The 19,922-nt window shown below is 44.0% G+C and carries 23 protein-coding genes; 12 read left to right on the top strand and 11 right to left on the bottom strand.

The window, feature by feature from the left end:
• Positions 1-9 precede the first annotated feature (9 nt).
• Positions 10-681, top strand: a complete 672-nt coding sequence (locus tag NTZ93_00115; protein ID MCX6816271.1) for a transposase — start codon at positions 10-12, stop codon at positions 679-681.
• Positions 682-712: 31 nt separating this feature from the next.
• Here NTZ93_00115 and NTZ93_00110 read toward each other — a convergent pair whose 3' ends face one another.
• Genes NTZ93_00110 through NTZ93_00075 form a run of 8 tightly spaced genes read right to left on the bottom strand, consistent with a single transcriptional unit; the run spans position 713 to position 8,817 of the window.
• Entirely contained in the window at positions 713-2,206 is a 1,494-nt protein-coding gene (locus tag NTZ93_00110) for a tetratricopeptide repeat protein (GenBank protein MCX6816270.1), read from the bottom strand.
• Positions 2,203-2,964 (bottom strand): CRISPR-associated endonuclease Cas2, encoded by a 762-nt coding sequence (cas2, locus tag NTZ93_00105; protein ID MCX6816269.1) that lies wholly within the window; start codon positions 2,962-2,964, stop codon positions 2,203-2,205. Before cas2 ends, NTZ93_00110 begins: the two co-directional genes overlap by 4 nt.
• Complete coding sequence (locus NTZ93_00100) at positions 2,954-3,691, bottom strand: MBL fold metallo-hydrolase (GenBank protein MCX6816268.1); 738 nt, start codon at positions 3,689-3,691, stop codon at positions 2,954-2,956. Before NTZ93_00100 ends, cas2 begins: the two co-directional genes overlap by 11 nt.
• Entirely contained in the window at positions 3,691-4,791 is a 1,101-nt protein-coding gene (locus NTZ93_00095) for a ComEC/Rec2 family competence protein (GenBank protein ID MCX6816267.1), read from the bottom strand. The genes NTZ93_00100 and NTZ93_00095 overlap by 1 nt, the downstream gene beginning before the upstream one ends.
• Before the next feature lie 18 nt (positions 4,792-4,809).
• Positions 4,810-5,421 carry a helix-hairpin-helix domain-containing protein gene (locus tag NTZ93_00090; protein ID MCX6816266.1) on the bottom strand — a complete coding sequence of 204 codons (612 nt, stop codon included), beginning with the start codon at positions 5,419-5,421 and terminating at the stop codon, positions 4,810-4,812.
• A 6-nt stretch (positions 5,422-5,427) separates the two neighbouring features.
• The gene (locus NTZ93_00085) at positions 5,428-7,890 is read right to left on the bottom strand and encodes a class I tRNA ligase family protein (protein ID MCX6816265.1); all 2,463 of its coding nucleotides are present in this window, start codon (positions 7,888-7,890) and stop codon (positions 5,428-5,430) included.
• Positions 7,891-7,894: 4 nt separating this feature from the next.
• Positions 7,895-8,338, bottom strand: coding sequence for a hypothetical protein (locus NTZ93_00080; protein MCX6816264.1), 444 nt, complete (start codon positions 8,336-8,338; stop codon positions 7,895-7,897).
• A gap of 56 nt (positions 8,339-8,394) precedes the next feature.
• A complete protein-coding gene (locus NTZ93_00075) occupies positions 8,395-8,817 on the bottom strand; it encodes a hypothetical protein (GenBank protein ID MCX6816263.1) in 423 nt (140 codons plus the stop codon).
• A gap of 69 nt (positions 8,818-8,886) precedes the next feature.
• Between NTZ93_00075 and NTZ93_00070 the strand changes: the two genes are divergently transcribed.
• The 6 genes from NTZ93_00070 to NTZ93_00045 all read left to right on the top strand — a co-directional run bounded on the left by NTZ93_00070 (position 8,887) and on the right by NTZ93_00045 (position 14,149).
• Positions 8,887-9,588 carry a hypothetical protein gene (locus NTZ93_00070; protein MCX6816262.1) on the top strand — a complete coding sequence of 234 codons (702 nt, stop codon included), beginning with the start codon at positions 8,887-8,889 and terminating at the stop codon, positions 9,586-9,588.
• Between the two features lie 73 nt (positions 9,589-9,661).
• Entirely contained in the window at positions 9,662-10,327 is a 666-nt protein-coding gene (locus NTZ93_00065) for a hypothetical protein (GenBank protein MCX6816261.1), read from the top strand.
• A 3-nt stretch (positions 10,328-10,330) separates the two neighbouring features.
• Positions 10,331-11,278: a hypothetical protein gene (locus NTZ93_00060; GenBank protein ID MCX6816260.1), complete on the top strand. Its 948-nt coding sequence runs from the start codon at positions 10,331-10,333 to the stop codon at positions 11,276-11,278.
• Positions 11,275-12,408, top strand: a complete 1,134-nt coding sequence (locus NTZ93_00055) for a hypothetical protein (protein MCX6816259.1) — start codon at positions 11,275-11,277, stop codon at positions 12,406-12,408. The genes NTZ93_00060 and NTZ93_00055 overlap by 4 nt, the downstream gene beginning before the upstream one ends.
• A 241-nt stretch (positions 12,409-12,649) precedes the next feature.
• Positions 12,650-13,618 (top strand): hypothetical protein, encoded by a 969-nt coding sequence (locus NTZ93_00050; protein ID MCX6816258.1) that lies wholly within the window; start codon positions 12,650-12,652, stop codon positions 13,616-13,618.
• 33 nt (positions 13,619-13,651) lie between these two features.
• Positions 13,652-14,149: a hypothetical protein gene (locus NTZ93_00045; protein MCX6816257.1), complete on the top strand. Its 498-nt coding sequence runs from the start codon at positions 13,652-13,654 to the stop codon at positions 14,147-14,149.
• Here NTZ93_00045 and NTZ93_00040 read toward each other — a convergent pair.
• Together NTZ93_00040 and NTZ93_00035 are read right to left on the bottom strand one after the other, a co-directional pair.
• On the bottom strand, positions 14,127-14,759 hold the full coding sequence (locus NTZ93_00040; protein MCX6816256.1) for a nucleotidyl transferase AbiEii/AbiGii toxin family protein: 633 nt from the start codon (positions 14,757-14,759) through the stop codon (positions 14,127-14,129). The two genes, NTZ93_00045 and NTZ93_00040, sit on opposite strands and share 23 nt — an antisense overlap.
• Complete coding sequence (locus NTZ93_00035; GenBank protein ID MCX6816255.1) at positions 14,717-15,013, bottom strand: hypothetical protein; 297 nt, start codon at positions 15,011-15,013, stop codon at positions 14,717-14,719. The genes NTZ93_00040 and NTZ93_00035 overlap by 43 nt, the downstream gene beginning before the upstream one ends.
• Before the next feature lie 46 nt (positions 15,014-15,059).
• On the opposite strand from NTZ93_00035, the gene NTZ93_00030 reads away from it, so the two are divergent.
• Entirely contained in the window at positions 15,060-16,049 is a 990-nt protein-coding gene (locus NTZ93_00030) for an Ig-like domain-containing protein (protein ID MCX6816254.1), read from the top strand.
• A 4-nt stretch (positions 16,050-16,053) separates the two neighbouring features.
• On the opposite strand, the gene NTZ93_00025 is transcribed toward NTZ93_00030, so the two are convergent.
• Positions 16,054-16,788 carry a hypothetical protein gene (locus NTZ93_00025; GenBank protein ID MCX6816253.1) on the bottom strand — a complete coding sequence of 245 codons (735 nt, stop codon included), beginning with the start codon at positions 16,786-16,788 and terminating at the stop codon, positions 16,054-16,056.
• A gap of 384 nt (positions 16,789-17,172) precedes the next feature.
• Here NTZ93_00025 and NTZ93_00020 point away from each other — a divergent pair, with 384 nt between their 5' ends.
• The 4 genes from NTZ93_00020 to NTZ93_00005 form a co-directional block, all read left to right on the top strand.
• Positions 17,173-17,361 carry a hypothetical protein gene (locus NTZ93_00020; GenBank protein MCX6816252.1) on the top strand — a complete coding sequence of 63 codons (189 nt, stop codon included), beginning with the start codon at positions 17,173-17,175 and terminating at the stop codon, positions 17,359-17,361.
• Positions 17,362-17,578: 217 nt separating this feature from the next.
• The gene (locus NTZ93_00015; protein MCX6816251.1) at positions 17,579-17,899 is read left to right on the top strand and encodes a site-specific integrase; all 321 of its coding nucleotides are present in this window, start codon (positions 17,579-17,581) and stop codon (positions 17,897-17,899) included.
• Between the two features lie 209 nt (positions 17,900-18,108).
• A complete protein-coding gene (locus NTZ93_00010; protein MCX6816250.1) occupies positions 18,109-18,396 on the top strand; it encodes a hypothetical protein in 288 nt (95 codons plus the stop codon).
• A gap of 8 nt (positions 18,397-18,404) precedes the next feature.
• The coding region (locus NTZ93_00005; GenBank protein MCX6816249.1) for a hypothetical protein at positions 18,405-19,922 on the top strand (1,518 nt) is incomplete at its 3' end.

The following is a 19,922-nucleotide window of genomic DNA, read 5'->3' as shown; positions in this document are numbered from 1 at the left end:
AATAATAACATGCCTGCTAAAAACATTATTAAAACTTATCTCGAAAATGCCTATTATCACCTTTATAACCGAGGCGTTAATAAACAAATCATCTTTAAAAATCAACAAGATTACGGCGTCTTTCTGGGTTATTTAAAACAATATCTTTCTCCAAAAGATAAAAATTCTTGTTTAAGAAATATTACTATTCATAACAAGGTTTATAAGATTCTCACTCCTCCATGTAATAACTATTATCAGGAAATTAAACTCTTGGCTTACTGCTTAATGCCTAACCATTTTCATTTATTGGTCAAGCAAAAATCAGAAAGAGGTATTGAATCTTTTATGAAATCTCTGGGCACCCGTTACACAATGTACTTTAATAAACGCCACCAACGCATTGGCCCTTTATTCCAAGGCCGTTATAAAGCAGTTATGGTGGATAACGAAAACCAACTCCTTCACCTCTCCCGCTATATTCATCTTAATTCCCTGTCTAGAAATCCCACTCAACCCTCCAGTTACTCTGATTATCTTGGCCTAAATCATACGGTTTGGATTCACCCTCAAGAAATTCTCGCCTATTTTAAAACAGCTCACAAGATCAATCTGAATGACGTTAATTCATATCAAAATTTTGTTGAAGACTATGCCAAGCCATCTGAAACATTTTTGGAAAACCTCGCCCTAGACTCTTGAAGGTAGTTAACAAAGGACGGACCTTTGTAAACTAATTCCCGCTATTTTGCTCACCCACCTGACATATGCTGTTTTTTTCATAAGCGGGCTGTTTACAAAAAAATTCCCTCAGCGCCTTTAACTGCGCCTTTGACTGCCATAATGACCATAATGACGGCTTGTTTTTCAACGCCTCTTCGTACCACTTAATCGCTTCTTCATACCGGCCTTCCCGAACATAAACATTCGCCAAATTATGCATCGCATCAGCATAGTTAGGATTCAGCTCAATCGCCCGCTTAAAATGCCACTCTGCCTGCTGTAAATCACCTCTCCGGCCGTAAAGGTCCCCTAAATTATTCTGGTTTTGCGGGCTCGTTGGTGAAGTCCGCTCCGCTGCCAGCCATAAATGGTCCTGATCTGTCCAATCGTGATTGCGCACCAAAGTCCTGATTGATAAAGCTAAGACTAAAATAGTAATAACCGCCCAGCCAACCTCTTCCTGTTTTGGTTTTTGGCTAAACTTGACCAATCCCCAAGCAATCAATATCAGAATGCCGATCGCTCCAAAATAAACATACCTCTCAGCCACAATCCAGGCGACACCAAATGGGACTAAAGTCGGGCTTAAACCAATCACCAGCCAGCTTAAGAAAAAACCGATCAGGCTCCGCCGCCACAACAACCAAGCAGTTGCCAGAAAATAAATTATCGTTATTCCGGCCATAATCCCAAATTTTGTCTTGGTAAAACTCATTTCCGAATGATACAAAGTTAATTTATCCGGCCAAGCGACTAAACCTAAATAACTAGTTAAAGCCACCGGCGTCTGCACTAACGGACTGAATTTAATGACTGATTTGGTTTCCACATTGCTGTTGTATTCTGTCTGTAAATAGTTTAATCTCGCCCCGATATTGATTAGATTTAAAACCAGCCATAACCCGCTCAAAGCAGCATAAGGAATTAGGTCCCACCACCGGCCCCGTTTTTTATCAATTACCAGCCGATAAACTAACAAAATGCAGGGTAAAATCGCCGCTTTTTCGGAAAACTGAAGCGCACAAAAAAAAAGTAAAACCGATCCCCCATATTTCCACCAACTGTCTTTGGCTTTAATATAACCAATCAAACTCCACACCAATAAAGCTGTGTACCAACTGTAGCCGTTGCCGGAAATCCAGGTGACTGACTCAATCATCAGCGGATGCACGGCCACTAAAATCGCCGCTACCATCCCCACGGTTTTATTAATCAACTTGCTTACCAATACCAACACTCCTATTGTGGTGAGTAAATGCACCCCAATATTCACTAATCTGAACGGCCAAGGAATAATCCCAAAGCTGTTGGCAATCAACCAATATACGAGTTTATTCAAAACTACCGTCGGGCTTTGGATCACCCAAGAAAACTTAAATATCTCCGGATTATTGACAATGCCGTAAACATCATCCGCCACAAAAGCGTTATTTAAACTAAAGCCGTAAAGCAAAAACACCAAAACAGCCAGCCAGATTATCTGTACGCGATAGGCTTTTATCATTCTTTAACTACTCCCGACCTTAAAACATATTTTTTGGCTTTTTCTCCCTGCCAATCTTCGCCCAAAAGCTCAATCGGCAAACCCGGATCTCTTAAAAACACTTCCAACCAATCCCGGTAGATCTTTTTCAAAAACTCCTCACGCCGGGATTCATCTTTAATCCCGAACCGTGTTGTCAACCGATCAACAATCTCTTTGTAACCAGAATTTAATTTCCCTAAACCCCAAACTTTTTCTGCCAGCAGTTTCGGCTCGCCTAAATATTTCTGTTTTGATTCCAGTAATAAAACGTTTTTCTCTAAACCATTGGTCTTTAACCAACTCAAAAACTCTTTTTGGTAATCATAAGCCGAAACATACGTGCTGTTTTGCAGCTCGCCAAACCCTAATTTAAGTAAGTAACGCCGCAGTTTATCTCTTAATAGCCGCTTATCTTCCGGAATATCAAAAATCACTATCCGCCAAAACCCATCCCAGATTCGTTGTGGACCTGCCTCGCCGACAGGCGGATTTAAGACCGGGTAGCTTTTCAATAACTGCTTCTTGCCGATTTCCGTTAACCGAAAGTTCACTTTTCCTTCAATAATTGCCTGTTGGACACTGCCTTCTCGCACCAACCTGGCCACCAACAATCGGTATTTCTTCCGGCTGTATTTAGGCGGTGTCCACAAAAACAACTTGCCAGTCAAATAAGCTTTGGCGCCCTCGCCGCCGATAAACAGGCCCCATAGAATTCTGTCTCGCAGTCTAATTTTCATCTGAATTAATATACCAACTACGACCGTCGCTGACAATCACTATCTGGCCGTTTTTATCTGTCCGCCTGATTTCAGCCCCAATGTCTCCCAGGCGCTGTAAAACTTCCGGTGTCGGATGGCCATAGCTGTTTTTCCCCACGGAAATCACCGCCAGCTGCGGTTTAATTGTTTCCAAAAACTCCTGGCTCGAAGAATATTTGCTCCCATGATGGGCCACTTTTAACACCGTAACCTCTTTTAATTTATCTAATAAACCTGTCTCTTCTTTTTCGGTAATATCCGCTGTCAGCAGCCAGTCAAATTCCCCAAAACTGCCTAAAAACACCAACCCCTCTGTGTTTTTATCGCTCCCTTGAATGCCAGCCAACAACCTCAGCTTAATCTCACCCACCGTCAATTCATCCCCCACCTGTAAACCTGTTATTTCGCTTACTTGATAACGCTTTTTAATTTCTGCTAAACCGCCGGTGTGGTCTTTTTGGTTATGGGTAATCATTACTGCTTCCAAATGCCTGTCCCAAAACGGCATATTTCTTCCTAAGCACGTCAACACCGAATTGTCCGGTCCGGTATCCACCAACACCTGTTTATCCTGATATTCCATCAAAATCGTATCGCCTTGGCCAACATTGCAAAAAATTAAATGCAGTTGGTTGTCCGGCCACTGCCCAATCAGAAAAATCACGGCGCCGATGGCTAAACTCAAAATCCAGTTTATTTTTTTCATTAGCGGTTAAAAAACTCAATAATTCTCACCATTATTGTTAACGGTACATATGCCAACCAGGCCACCAAACTCAGCCTGGTAATGGCTAAGATTGCCCCCAAGACCATAATTATTGGCACTAACCACAGTATCGAAATATTAACTAATATACTAAAAGGGCTCAAGTACCCAAAAGCCGACAAAATAATCGGACTGACAAAAATCTGGGCCGCCGTGGTTTCGCTTAAGTCTTTCCCAATCAGCCAAATCCGACCAAAAATCTTGTCCAATTTTGAACCAAGCACAATTAAACCCGTGGTCGCGCTGAAGGACATTTGAAATCCCAAATCAAAAATTATCAAAGGGTCAAAGATTAACATTACCATCGCGGCAACCACCAACATTCGCCAGCTGGCGGATGGCCGACCTAACATCTGACCAAAATAGGCCAAACCGCCCATAATTGCCGCCCGGACAATTGCCGGCTGGAGTCCCGCCATTACGGTATATATCCCCACTGCCGCAACGCCGATTAGAATCGCCCACTTCCGCTTAGCTAATCCGGCTAAATAGGCCACGACAACTCCCATTATCACGGTCACGTTATAGCCTGACGCCACCACGATATGCATAGTGCTCGTCTTCTTTAAGGCTTCGTAAAACTCTTGAGGTAAACCCCTTTTCACGCCCAAGATAATTCCCGCCAACAGGCTCGCCTCCGGTTCCGGCAAATTACGGTTAAAAACTGTTTCTATCCCCTTGCGCCAGCGAATAATCTGGTATCTTATAGATTTAATATTATCGGACTCAATGATTTTTATTGACGGATAGATCAAGCTAAATTGGCTATACCACTTGTTTATCACCCGTCTCTGGAGAATGCCAGAAATCACTACTTTTTGACCGTATTCGTAATTTGGCTGATTGGCAGTGACTATATCAATCCGACTCAGGCTGAACTTTTGATTAATACCCTGTAGTATTGGTTCTGAGGATATATACCCGGTTAAAACAATCTTCTCTCCCGCTAAATGTCTAAGTTTGGCTTCTCCCTGAAAACTATTGGAAAATCTCACTAAAAATATGGCAAACCAGATCAAACATACCAGTACACCTCTCATAAACTATGAGTCGTCGGACTAAAAAACAGTAATCTGATTTTTGATACTTTCATATACATTGCTTTTAACAACTTTTTTAGTCAGTAGCTCTTCCGTCGATGCATACGGTCGGTTATCGATAATTTTCTGCGCTGTTGCCGGTCCGACCCCGTAAAGCGTATCCAACTCTGCCCCCGTTGCCATGTTGATATTTACAAAGGACGGACCTTTGTAAATTTCTGACGAAGGTCCGTCCTTAACAACCTCCTCCTGACTGGGTATATAAATCTTTTGTCCATCCGTCAATTTTTGCGCCAAATTTAAATTTTGGCTTACCCATTCCCTGTCTGCTTTTGCTCCTAACCCCCCAGCCACTACCAAAACATCATTAACCCTTGAGTTACTTGATAGTTGATACACTCCAGGCTTCTCCACTGCTCCAGCCACATCCACAAAAATCTCGGCCTCGCCAGAGTCCTGAGCGGAGTCGAAGGCTTTCTTAATTACCACCCCTTCATCTTTATTTCTGTTCCCTACCACTACTACCGAAAACACTCCTACGGCCACTAAAAATAGTCCCAGCAATCCCAGAGTTATCACGTATGGCCGTTCTTTAAAAATTTTGCTTAAAAATTTTACCCACTCGGGCATTAAAAATTATTTTACCACCAAATTCACCAGTTTCCCGGGAACAAAAATTTCTTTAACAATTTTTTTATCTTTAAGATACTGTTTTATATGCTCATCGGCTTTGGCTAAAGTTAATACTTTTTCTTTATTTTTCCCCTCTTCTGCTCCCAATTCTAGTCTTCCCCGCAACTTGCCATTTACCTGCACCACCACCGTAACTGTCTCATTTTTCGTCAATTTTTCCTCGTATTTAGGATAAAGTTGCTGATGGACGCTGAATTTTCCGCCGATTTTCCCCCATAGTTCTTCACTAATATACGGCGCGAACGGCGCCAGCAACAAAATTAAAGTTTTAATCGAATCCACTCCCGGAGTGGAGACTTCTTTCACTCCGGGAGTGAAATATTTCTCCAGCCCATTAACATACTCCATAATATTGGCAATTCCCACATTAAACCGAAAATTCTCCATTGCCTCGGTCAGTTTTTTAACGGTTTTGTGTCGCAGCAATAACACTCCCGGTGTGTGGACATCTTTCACACCGGGAGTGGAACACAGATTCCACACCCGATTCAAAAACCGCTTCATCCCCACTATCCCCGTATCTTTAAAATCCCCGCCCTGATCATACGGCCCGATAAACATCAAATACATTCTTAAAGCATCCGCCCCGAACTTATCAATATATTCGTCCGGGTTGACAATATTGCCCCGGCTTTTGCTCATCTTGGCGCCGTTTCTGATAATCAAACCGTGGCCGTACAGGAATGGGAAGGGCTCAGGGCCTAGGGCTTTAGGGATATAGCCCCAATCCGAGAGCGCCATCCAGACAAATCTCGAATAAAGCAAATGTAGGACCGCATGCTCGGCTCCACCAATATACGCATCTACCGGCAACCAGTTTTTCGTAATTTCCGGATCAAAAGGCAAACGAAGCTCGTCAGTACCTGCAAGGAGACTCCTCGTAGGCTTCCTACGAGGAGTCTCCTTATTGGAAACCGAAGGATACCTCAAAAAATACCAGGCACTATCTAAAAACGTATCAGACACATCTATTTCTCTCTTTGCTTTCCCTCCGCAACCAGGACAAACTGTTTCTAACCACCCCCGTGGGGCCTTAGCCAAAGGCGCTCTCCCGTCTCCGGTCGGCTTAAAATCTTGGACATACGGCAGTTTAACCGGCAAATTCTCCTCTTTTTCCGGATACCAGCCAGCCATTCCACTCCGGAGTGGAATATTTTTACTCTCCGGAGTGTTTCTTTTAGCACACTCTTCACAATAAATCATCGGAATCGGCGGCCCCCAATATCTTTGCCTGGAAATACACCAATCCCTTAAATGAAAATTTACCGTTCTTTTTACCAAACCTTTTTTCTCTAATTTCCTAATTATCTCCTCTTTATCTTTCAAAATATCTATCACCGGTAATTGATGTTCTTTAGCAAAATCGTTGTCTCTTTCATCATGCGCCGGCACCCCCATTACCGCACCCGTACCGTAGTCTTTCAGCACAAAATCGGCAATCCAGACAGGAATCGGCTTTCCCGTCAAAGGATGGACCACTTGATAACCAGTATCGACACCGGTTTTTTTCTTTTCTTCCAACTTCCGTTGCTGTTCGGTTTTTAATAACGCTTTCGCCACATACTCCTTTGCTGCTTTATTTAATTTCAATTTATTCACCAACGCCAGCTCCGGCGCTAAAACTAAAAATGTTGCCCCGTAAATCGTGTCCGGCCTGGTAGTAAAAGTGCTGATGACAAGGTCGAACCTTGTCATTTTCCAAATAATCTCTACGCCCTCGCTACGACCAATCCAATTTCTCTGGCTGATTTTAATCTTTTCCGGCCAATCAATTTTTTCAATATTATCCAATAATCTCTGCGCGTACTCTGTAATCTTAAAAAACCACTGTTCGTTCTCCCGCTTCCCGACTGCCGTACTGCACCTTTCACACTTACCATCAATCACCTGCTCATCGGCTAAGACGGTTTTACAGGACGGACACCAGTTAACCTGAGCTTTTTTCCGGTATGCCAAGCCGTGCTTGAACATTTGTACAAACAGCCACTGAGTCCAGCGGTAATATTCCGGATCGTAAGTTTCCAAACGGTTATCCCAGTTAAAACGGTTGCCAATCCGGCTTAACTGCTCATAAAAATGTTTTTCACTGATTTTGGCCTGATCGGCTGGGTGTTTGCCGATTTTAATCGCGTAATTTTCCGAGTGGATTCCGAACCCGTCCAACCCAATCGGCTCAAATACCTCGTATCCCTGCATCGCCTTAAACCGGCCGTAACAATCCGCCCCGGTAAACGCATACATGTTACCGACATGCAAGCCTTCGGCCGACGGGTACGGAAACATCATTAGGTTGTACCACTTTTTTTTGTCCTGAGCTTGTCGAATGGATAAATTAGTCCTATAAATCCCTGTCTCCCGCCACTTTTTCCGCCACTTTTCCTCGATTTTCTGATGATCAAAATTCATATCTTCAGTTTTCGTCAAAAGTAATTGTTAATTTATGATTCGGGCCGGTAATTATCACCCCCTGAGACCTATTTCCATCAAAAAAAACGTGGGGCATCTCATTTCCCTTTGTTAATTTCCAGTTTTTCTTAGGCTCTTTTATCGGAATCAACTGATTTCTAGCCTTTACCCCGGGCTTAGCAATACCTTGAGACAATAATTTATATCCTTGCATTAATTCAGAAAATATCCCCGGCTTAGCAACAATTAAACCAATCGCCTGAGAACGGGGCCGTAAAAGTAAAGCCCGAATTCCCCAAACAGCTAATTCCGGAATCTCTATTGCTGAATTATAGGGTAAATCCCAGGTTTTATTATAAACGATTTTTTCTGTTTCACTTCCTCCTTGACCCATTTTTTCTCCGCCAATGCCTCTTTGTTGTTCGCAAAAAATAATATTCGCTTTCATAAAAAAATGCTCCCTGCTGGAAGTTTAACAAAAATTTCTTCTTTTTGCCAGGCTTTTTACTGCCCTTGTTCGTAGCTCTCAATCGCCTTGACTGTGTCCGAATCCGCTTTTAACGGCTCAAAATATAAGATGTGGTCCCGGTTAATCTTCAACTCGTCGCTTAAGGCCGTCAACTGCCACTCTTCCCCCGATTTCTGGTAATAATAAACCTTTTTTAGGTTAGCAAACTGGTTACCTTCGTCCGACAACTGGCCAAAATAAATCTGGCCATTGGTTAAATGCACCGCCTGATAGCTGGACAAATTCACTGTTTCTTCCCCTAAAACTGCCGCCGGCTCCGATTTTTCCACCACTTCGGCTATCGGCGCAGCCGGTCTAGTCAATGTTTTAAAAGCAAAAGTCAAGGTATCGGTCACCACGTAACCGGCCACTAAAATACCTACCAAAGCTAATCCCCACCATGTTTTATCTGCTTTCATAGATAAATTCAGTTTAACATAAATCACCTTGCTTTTGTCAATGAAAACCTGTAAATTAATATTAATAATATGTTCCTGCCTACAGTCTTGTTAACCGCTAGCGCTGTCTTAAGTTTTTTTTGGCACAATAATCCTTCCCTTTCTCCTCTATCTCTGCAATTAATCGCCGGCTTATTTCTCCTCTTTGTTGTCCTCAACAAGTTAGTCATAAAGTATCAAAATATAATAAACTCGATCATCATCACTTTAATCGTCCTTTTGCTCATTTTGGAGACCGGCAGCCTGGTTTCCCCTTTATTCTTCCTGCTCGACTTCCTCCTTTTTACTCTAAGCCTATTAATCTTCCCCAGTCTCGGTTTTATCTTATCTTTAGCACTCACACTATTATTTCTGCTAAATTCCACAGTTTTAGACACTACCCAGCTAGCCAATCTTATTTCCCTCTTATTAATGGCCCCGGTTGCCCGCTTTATTGGCAATCAATACTTAAAACTGCTAACCGCCCAGAAACAGATTAACGTCTTGTCAAATCAATCCGAACACCTAAAAAAGAATGTCTCTGCCCAGGAAGAAGCCACCTTACTCTGGCTTTCTTTAAACTTCCATAACAAAATGCATCAAACTATCGACCTGCTTTCCCAAATCAACAGCAACCTTTCCCGCCTCCCCTATCATCAGAAGGAAAAACTTAACACCCTCTATCAGGATCTGAAAGAATTGTTTAAATCCGGCCAAGAACTGAAAGAAATAGTGGAAAAACTCAATGAATAAAACTCTAAGGGTTATAATTTTTATAATTTTTATAATTTTTATAGCCCCGGCGAAAGCGGGGGCGGTTGACCGCATGGAATCTTCTTCTTACAAACTTAAGTTTCCCAATTTAAACATGACCTCCGGCTCAAAATCCTCCACCAACTATAATATCTTGGACACGGTCGGCCAAAACGCCCCGGGCGAATATGCTTCCACCGGCTTTTACGTTAAGGCTGGCTTTCCTTATATTAAAACCATTATTCCTTTCAACTTCACTATTTCTAAGTTGTCAATAAATTTCGGAACACTTATCCCCAATGTTTTTCCCAGTCCTCCGCCAACCAATACTTTAACTGTTTCTTTCGGCGGCGCCGGTGGCTATTGTGTTAATGCTTACGAAAATCACCCGCTCCAGCTAAAAAGCACTCCGACCAATATTCCCGACACTCTCTGCAATAGTAGTTGCAGTGAAACTACCGCCGATGATTGGGATGATCCCACCAAATACGGTTTTGGCTATCATATGTCCGGCAATGACGTGCCGGCTGAATTTACCGGGCCGGCGCCGCTTTTCAAACAGTTTTTCAAACAATTTAGCGATGCCTCAAGCGGAGAAATTCCCGAAATCGTCATGTCCTCCCCCAATGTTGGTAAAAGCCGGGTCGCCACCGTCACTTACCAAGCCAGTATCGGCGCCAGCCAAGCCGCCGGCGACTATACCAATTCCATTATTTTTACCGCTATTCCCACTTACTAAAATATGGCAATAAATAAAATCAACGGCCGTATTAATAAAATAACATCTATAACTTTTATAATATTTATAATTTTTATAAACGTTATAATTCGGCCGAAAACGGCGACCGCCCAAACACTTTCCCTTTCTATTTGGCCGCCGATTTTGGAAGCGGTTATCCAACCGGGCAAAGCCATCACCCAAGTTTATAAACTGCAAAACCTCGGTGACGATGTCATTATTAAAGCTTCGATTGTCCCCTTCGAACCGGCCGACGAACTCGGCCGCATTACCTTAAAAAAATCAGATCCTATTCCTGATTTTTTCAGTCTCCAAAACGCCAACTTACCTGAACTGCCGGCTACTTTCCCGCTTAAGTCCGGCCAAACTCAGGAGCTGGTTTTAAAAATCTCTCTCCCTGCCAGCGCCATTGAAGCCGATTACCCCGTCGCCTTTTTATTTGAATCCACCGCCCAGGGTCTGATTTCCGGCTCTGGCACTACCACTCTCGCCTCGATCGGTTCCAACATTCTTTTAACCGTCAGCCGGACCGGCCAATTAAGCCCGCTGGCTAAAATTGCCCAGTTTTCCGCCAAACTAATCTATGATTCCTTTGAACCGATCAGCTTCCAACTGCTTTTACAAAATACTTCCTCCACCCGCTTAAAAGCCGTCGGCCAAATCGAGATTAAAAACATTTTCGGCGGCGTCTCGGCCACCATTCCTTTGCGCGAAGACAATGTTTTAGCCAATTCCAGCCGCCAACTGCAACCGGAAACTAACGTCCCTTCTTTAATTTTCGGCCGTTTTACTGCTAAGGCCTCAATCACCCCCAAAGACACCACTAACACTATTTCCCAAACATTAACCTTTTATGTTCTCCCTTATAAAATTTTACTGGCTGTGTTTATTCTCAGCGCAATCTTACTATTGACAAAGAATAAATTAAAACATCATAATGAATCTAAATGAAAAAGATTTTAGCCGGCTTAACCATTGCCGGAATTTTAGCATTTACCTTTCCCCAACAATTAAAATCAGCTAACCTTACCTCTGTCGCCGACACCCTCACCACTTCCCGCCTGTCTTATTACAATAAACTGGCAGTCCTCCACGCTACCGGCGTTACTTCAATTCAAGTGGCCACTTCCGGCATGCCTTCCAAGTCTACCGCTAATCTTTTCACTGGCGACACGGTCATGATCGGCATCGGCACTAGCGCCACCTCCTACACGGTTGACGATATTATTGACACTGATGAATTCACAATTACCAGCGGCCTGGAAGCTAATGATGCCGCTGCCGATGATTTGGTCATCGCCACCCGCTCGGCCAAACACACCGTTACCTTTACCCCGGCTACCAAAATTAACGGCGGCGGCTTTCGGATTTTAATTCCTTCCGGCGCTAACGGCGTTAACGACGGTATCCCCAACCATGACGGTTTTGATTTTAACGCAATTGGCGCCGCTCAACTAACCGCTCCGACCGGCGGCGGCGTTGACTCTTGGACCGCGGCTACCGCCACCGCTTCCGGCGGTACCGGCTGCGCTGCCGGCTATCATTGTTTTGAAACCCAATATAAAGGCGTTAATAGTAACTCCGGCACTTTTACTTTTGTCATTGGTAATGCCGGCGCCAACGACCTGATTAACCCGGCTAAAGCCAACGCCACTGAAGGCTTATCTGATGGCTATACAGTTATCGTCGAACACCTTGATTCTCCCGCTAATCTCTTTCGAGTCGTTGACTCTACCAACATTAAAATCGCTGTGGTTGAATCTGTCCGGGTCACCGCCACCGTTGAACCAACCATCACCTTTACTATTAGCAGTGTCGGCGTCGGCACTACCGCCTGCGGTCTACCCGCTGATGTCGCCAGCACCGCCACCACGGTTCCTTTTGGCACTATGGCTTTAAATATTTTTAAAAACCTGGCCCAAAAACTGACTCTGTCCACTAATGCCGCCGGCGGCGGCGTCGTCACTGCCACGGAAAACGACCACTTAGGTAAAGATGGCGCAACCGCTCCGCTTATTCCTGATGCCACCGGCGATACCCCTTTCACTATGACCGCCTCTGTCACCGATCGGCGGCGCTAATGTCACCGAAGCTTTTGCCTATAACGTTATCAGTGGCAACTGCAGTGTCGGCACTTACTGCGCCCGGGACTTTGCCAATCTGGCCCACTCCGGCGCGGCCACGGAAATCTTTAATACCGGCTCCACTGTAGTTGATGCCGGCGATCTTTACACTTGTTACCGCTTAAGTATCGGCGCCACTCAAGCCGCCGGTGATTATGAAAACAATATTACTTACACGGCCACCGCCACTTTTTAACCTATGAAAAAATTCCTGCCCATCTTCTTCCTCTTATTATCTGCTTCTCTGGTTTATGGCCAAGAATCTCCCGCCCCGACCCCTACTCCGGCTCCAATCGTGACCCCTGCCCCTAACGCCATTACCATTACCGCTATTCCTCCCCGCCTGGAACTATCCGCCCTGCCCGGCGCCACTCTCCAGGAAACGATTAAAATCCGCAACGAATCCACGACTGAAATGGCCTTTGATGTTTCCGCTAATGATTTTATTGTTAATGACAACCAAGGCACACCCATAGCCATCGTCGAAACTGTTTCCAACCGTTGGAGTTTAGCTTCGTGGATTACCGCCTCACCGAAAAAAATTCTCTTACAACCCCAGCAAACCAGTACCATTGATCTGGTAATTTCTCTGCCGAAAAATGCTTTGCCCGGCGGCCACTATGCCATGATTACCTACAGTCCCAATACTGAAGGCTTAATCGGTGTTCAGAATTCCGGCAGTACTATTATCCAAAAAGTCGGCAGTTTAATCTATCTTAATGTTGTCGGCGATGTCACTGAAGCCGCTAATCTAAAAACTTTCACTGTTGACAAAACCTTTAAATCTTACGGCCCGACCGCTATTTTGGCAGAAATTGAAAATTTGGGCGACATCCATCTCCAACCCAAAGGCCGTTTAACCGTTAGTAATCTTCTCAATCAGGTTGTTTTCTCCGAAGAATTAGAAGCTAAAAACATCTTTCCTTTTGCCTCCCGCCTGTACAATTTTTCTTTTCCCGGCAAATGGCACTTGGGCCGCTATGCCGCCCGCCTGAACGCCACTGCCGGCTCCTCCCAACTTCCCATCAATGGTTTGATTTACTTCTGGATTGTGCCGGTTAAAGAATTGGCCGCCGCGGCCGTTATCCTGATTGCCATCATTCTCCTGATTGTTCTTAAAACCAGAAAGAAGCAACCCCCGGAAACGACTCCGATCGCCACGGCTTGACATCATAGCCAGTTAAGGATATTATCCCATAATATGTTTAATATTGAAAATCTTCCTGGTAGTCTAAGAAATTCTAACGGCCGTTACGATCTTGTTGAGCTTTTAACCGAAGCCAGAAATCAACGGCTTGCTGACGGTAGGCTTAATTGGGCAGAAATTGCCGCACAGGAAAACATCACCATTTCTCCTCAAGAAATTACCTTTGGAGACACCCAAATCGCAGTGATCACTAACGGCGCCCCTCAATGTCTTACTCCAGCCGCGGTTGGCTTAAAATTCTTATCCGCAAGCCTAGAAACCAAAGGTTTCAGCTTACCAGATATCACTCAAGAAAATAATTGGTTAATCGCTATTAGTGAACAAGCTCCTCATGACCTCTACCCATACGGTTCAGCCATGATTCAGTTGTTTATGAATCATGCCGCCCTAACCGCTAAACTCATTAACGCCAAAGACCGTTTTGAATTATATCGACAAACAATCCCTCCTCAAATCTTAGAATTAATCCTCAAAGAATCCCCCACTCTTTAGCTAACTGCTTAACCTGATTCTGAAAATATTGCTTGAGTTTGTCCCAATCCACCTCTTTAAACATCGGCCGCATTTTTTCCGATTCAGCATCTTCGAAATAATTCATGCCTTTAAGAATAAAAAGCTTATGTTTCTCTAAACAATGATATTTTTGTCCATAAAAATTCAGCATTTCTCTTAAAGAAAAAGTTTTCGTCAGAAAAAATAAATCCACAAAATCGCGCTTTGAGCCTCTGTCTTCAATCGCATGAATTTTCATCGCCGCAATATCTTTCAAACTGGCAATTTTTATGCCAAAAAAATCGTCGGTTTTATCTAAAACCGAATATTCGTAATAAAACAAACTGAAAGAAACCTTAAAAAAATCACCTATCACCGTTCTCCAGGCAACCGTTTTTGATTCAAACCTACCGGTTTGTTTCAACTGCATCAAAATTACCTGCTCGTCAAATTTCTTGGGTGTAAAAAAATCCAGATCAACCGACTGGCGATGACCCAAACGTAAAGCTAAAGCCGTGCCACCGGCCAAATAAGCAAAATCCAGCCATTTTCCCTGGCCAATTAATTTTATACCCCGTAACGTATCCGGCGATAAGGTGTTTGCAAACATGGCACCTCGCTTTGATTCAAATTTAATAATAATGTCCAAAAAAGGCCTGTTTTCCGAGAAAAATCGCGGTATTTTTTCAACGACACTGCAATTTTCTCCAATCCAAACTGTCGTTTTAACCAAAAAATGTCCTGAGTTTCACCTCTTTCCAAAATTCTTTTAATCAAAAAATCGGCATCCTCAAGTGGATTTAACTGATTTAGATTTACATCCCAAAAGTACTTGGCCAACCGCTTCGGCAACTGATTAACCATATCTGTATTTTACCAAATTTAGCTCAAATAAGCTATACTAGTTTTAATGCCCAAAAAACTTCTCATTATAGCGGTTATAATTTTTATAACAGTTATATTCAACTCTACACCAGTAATATCTTTCGATAACAATGCCACCGTCACCGCCACGGTGCCGGAATTCACCCACCCCGAACCGGACACGCCTGTCTTAATTTCTCCGACCAATAACTCTACTATCAGCACCACCGCCCCGACTTTTATCTTTAATCCTTCCTGGGGACAAGTTTATGTTGACCATTATCAGCTTTTAATTGACGGAGGCATTAACACCAACAATATTCCCCAATCCACCAACACCATTATGGTAAATGCTCTCCAGGCTCTTAGCGAAGGCCAACACACCTGGACTATTACTGCCATTGGCAATAATGGTGTTAACCGCAACTCTGCCACTTGGAGCTTTACCATTGATACCACAGCGCCTTTAATCCTGATTGACCGGATCGCCGGCCAGACAACCAGCTTATCCTCTTATGATCTGACCACCATTCCTCCTGGTTTAACCTTTACCACTACCCAATCCCAACCAATCATTTCCGGCCAATCTGAGTCCGGCGCTCAAATCAGCCTTAACTTGATCACCCCGACCAACTCCATTCCTCTCGCTGCCTCTGTTGGCACTGATAAAACTTTCTCTGTCCAGCCAAAAACACCTTTGGCCCCGGGAAGCTACACTGTTTTTGCCAACGCCACTGATGTTGCCGGCAACACCACTACCCTCCCTTCATTTACTCTTAAAATCACTGCCCCGGCCAGAATCATTATTGCTTTACCTTCCCCCCTACCAACTATCACCCTCCCGGGCCTCCCTCAGCCAATCCTCCAATTTCCCCAAGCCTTAACCGCTTTTCCCATTTTGCTCGCTTGTTCTCCCTTGATATGGATAATTATAGTTTTATTAATTATGTACATTCTTGCTCTTCACTTGAGAATCATTGTCTTAAAACGCCGTTTAAAGACTCAATCTAACAATATCAAACAAAATCAATCTTAATTCCCTAAATCCCTGCGGTTTTTGCCAAAACCGATAAGCGCCCAAACAATCCTTTGGCTTCTTCCTGCTGCCAATCATCAAGCCATAAGGCCTTTGGCAGTCCCGGATCAGCCAAAAACAGGCTAAAATAACTATCGAGGCAAGTTTTGAAGCCACCTTTGGCTTGTCGCAACAAAGCAAAATTTTGACGCCCTAATTTTAGCAGTCGGGAAGCAAAATTGACAAAATCACTGTATTTCTGGCCTAACTCATCTAGGTTCCATAACCGCCTAACCAACTGCCGGTTATCACCCACAACCAACCGTTTTGTTTCCATAACCAGGCCTGAATTCTGCCAATTTTGCTGCAAAAACAGTTGTTTTGTCGCTTCAGTCACCCCAAAAGGGCTGATAAACACTCCCCGGGATAATCTCTTATAGCCTAAAGCCGTTAACTGCCCGCCTAAGCGATTGTGGTCGCCTGCCTGCGCAGGCAGGCAAACCACCACTCTCCAAATCTTATCCCAAGACCCGCCTTCTCTCTTAAATCGCTCTCTTCCCATTGAGGTTAACCTAAAAAATGATTGGTTATTCCTGATTATTTTGTCTAAAAAACCGGCTTTCTCCAGGCGTACCGCCGCATCCCTGACCGAACCCTGAGCATACTCGGATAAACGGTAATAAAAAAAATTGTACGGCTTATACTCCGAATCTTTCTCAAATTTCAAACAAAACAACAGTTTTCTCTTAAGTAATTTCATCTTATCCACACTTAATCTATTTTGATGCAGTTGAGAATGTAGTGTTAATTGTTAATTAATCATAGAGTAACACTACAGTAGTTAGTTTGTCAATGACATTCTGCTGATTTCCGATTTCTGATTTCCGATTTCTGATAAATAGAATAAATGATAGTCAATAGATATCAAAGCAATATTATGATATAGATAAAAAACTACTATGAAAACCGTGTGAAATCATCGTTAATCGTTAATCGTTAATCTTTCCTCATTTTTCTCTGTTAAATTAGTAATTTTTTTAGTACTTGCCACTCTCAGCTTTTTCTTATTATTATAGATATGTTTAATAAATATAATCTTGTGTAATTAAGTCTAATCACTCAAGAAACAAAAAAGGAGAAATCTATGCCTGCTAGCCTCTCTCTCGCTTACCCAGAATGTCACCCCGGGGTGGTGACTTCTTTCACCCCGGGGTGGATTTCTTTGTCAAAAATTTTCCGCAAGCCTATTTTTAAATCCATTGCCGAAGTCGCCACGGTCTTAAGTTTATTTGCGGCGATTGCGGTTTGGATGTTTGTTATTCCTACCCTCTAACCAGCCAACCACAACCATACCCAACAACTATAACCACAACCATGCCCAACCACCATAACCAACCGTCAACTTACTTCCCAGCCTCGCGTCTAGAGGGACCAGTCTCACGCCTGCCTGCCGCCTGCCTGCCGGCGAGGCAGGGCAAGGCAGATCTAGGCGGGCCGGCAAAGCAGAACTATACAAACAGACAAATTACCAATACGCCAATAAATTAACCATGTCCCAAGCCCTGCTCAATTATTTCAAAAAATACTTAACCGCTGACAAAAAAATTGGCAGCGCTTCCACCAAAAATTACGTTTCCGACATTAACTTGTTTTTAAACTGGGTTTCCCGCACCCTCCAGGAAGAAAACATCCAGGCCGAACACCTTACCCCGACCATAGTTAAAACCTACCAAAAACATTTAACGCAGAATGTTCACCCCACCACTGCCCAGCGTCACCTTTCTTCCCTGCGCCGCTTTGGCGAATTTTTAGTGAACACCAACCGCCTCACCGCCGACCCGACTAAATCACTCACCCCCCTGCCTGCGTAGGCAGGCCTGCCAACCACCATCACCTTAGAACAAATTGTTCATCATTATGCTGATTTTTTAAAACACGAAAATTTATCAAACTCCACCATCAAAAACTACCTCTCTGACCTCAATCAATACCTATCCTGGGCAGAGAAAAATCATCAATTAACAGATAACAATCAAAATAAACGACCGTCAAATTAAAAAATATCATAAACTTTACACGCATGAAAACAATAAAAAATCTTAAATTCTTTACCCGAATAAATTACGTAAAAAAGGGTCGCTCCCTAACAGGAAACCCGCAAAACATTCCCGGAGTGAAAGAAGTTCACACTCCGGGAATGAAATCGACAGGCAAAAGGTCCGACCTTAACGTAATTCTGCCCAATTTTGCCCCATTTTCCCCTATTTTCGTACCCGCAAACCAAACTCTCGTGTTGTCAAATCAACCCAAACCCTCTATTTCTTTATCTTGGCAGTCATACAACCAAATTGCTAGCTTAACCCAGTAAAAATTATCATGAATATTAACTATCAAGCCTACGAAAATTACCTAAAAGGCCAAAAATTACCGGCAGCAACGATTAAACGTAAGCTGTCTTCTTTACGAAAATTTGCCAATTTTCTCAACCAGTCTCCCCTCAAGAAAGAAACTAAATTAGTATATACAAATAGGTCAGAGGCAGTCAGAATTCCCGCAGGCAATTTTACAAAATATCTATTGTTGGCAGTTTTAATTTTATTCTCTACTGCTTTAGGTATTTTTGGTTACCGCCAAATTTTTAAAGAAGCCGGTGTCGGCCAAGCCTATCCCCAGGCGCCCTCGCCCACCACCCCGAACCGCTATCTGTCTTTTCAGGCCAGATTAACCGATTCCTCCGATAACCCCATTGGTGTCCCGACCGACATGCGCTTCATTATTTACAACGCCGATGCACCTGCCTCCGGCTCGGCTAAATTATGGGAAGAACAGCGTTATGTTGACCCTGACCAGGACGGCATTTTCTCCGTTACCTTAGGCACAGAAACCGCCATTCCTTCTTCTTTATTTACCGAAAACCCTAATTTATGGCTAGGTGTCACTGTCCAGCGCGACCCGGAAGCCACCCCCAGGCAGAGAATCGCTACCGTCGCTTACGCCTTAAACGCCGAAACCTTGCAGGGTTTTCCGCCATCCGCCTCGGCTTCGGCTGACCAAATTCCGGTTTTAACCCAGGAAGGTGACCTGGTTTTAGCCCAAGCCAACCCCATGGTCTACTCCAGTTCCGGCACTTTTTCCATCAAAGGCCAAATTTTAACCCTTAACACCGCCACCGGCACCGGCGGCGATATCCAAATCGCTCCCGACGGCACCGGCAACCTGGACATTAATCTCTCCTCCACAATCCAAAACGCTTTGGATATTACCAATGCCGGCCAAACTTCCGGCCACTTAATCTCCGGTTACCTGGGCAATAACACCGCCACCGGTGATCTGTTAAATCTGTCCGCCGGCTCCACGGCCGTGGAAAAATTCACGGTCGACACCAGCGGCAACACCATGATGGCCGGGAACTTAGAGGTTAATGGCGGCAATATTGGCCTCTCCACTGACACTGATCTTTTAGGTTTAACTAATAACACTTTGACCGTTAACGGCACTGCTGTTATGACTGGCTTTAAGCTGACCACCTCACCGACCGCCAACTTTATCTTAACTTCCGATACCAACGGCGTTGGTACCTGGCAGGCAGCTCCGGGCGGCATTTCCGGCTCCGGAACTCAATACTATCTACCTATCTGGAGTAGCTCCACTGCTTTGGGCAACTCCTCTATCTACGAAAGCAGTAGCAATGTGGGGATAGGCACCACCGACCCCCTCCAGAAACTGGACTTGGTTGCTGGCTCCTCCTACGGTATTAATGGTGCTTCTGTCTTAAATGCCACTACTTTAGGGACTAATGTGGTCACCTCGTCTTTAACCACGGTCGGGGTCTTAGGCTCCGGCTCCATTGCTGCCGGTTTTGGTACCATCTCTACCGGTAACACCATTACTACT

It is taken from the genome of Candidatus Beckwithbacteria bacterium (assembly GCA_026397255.1).
Classification (GTDB): domain Bacteria; phylum Patescibacteriota; class Microgenomatia; order UBA1400; family CG1-02-47-37; genus JAPLVF01.
The sequence above is the reverse complement of the archived record's forward strand: the minus strand, read 5'-3'. Positions and strand labels throughout refer to the sequence as shown.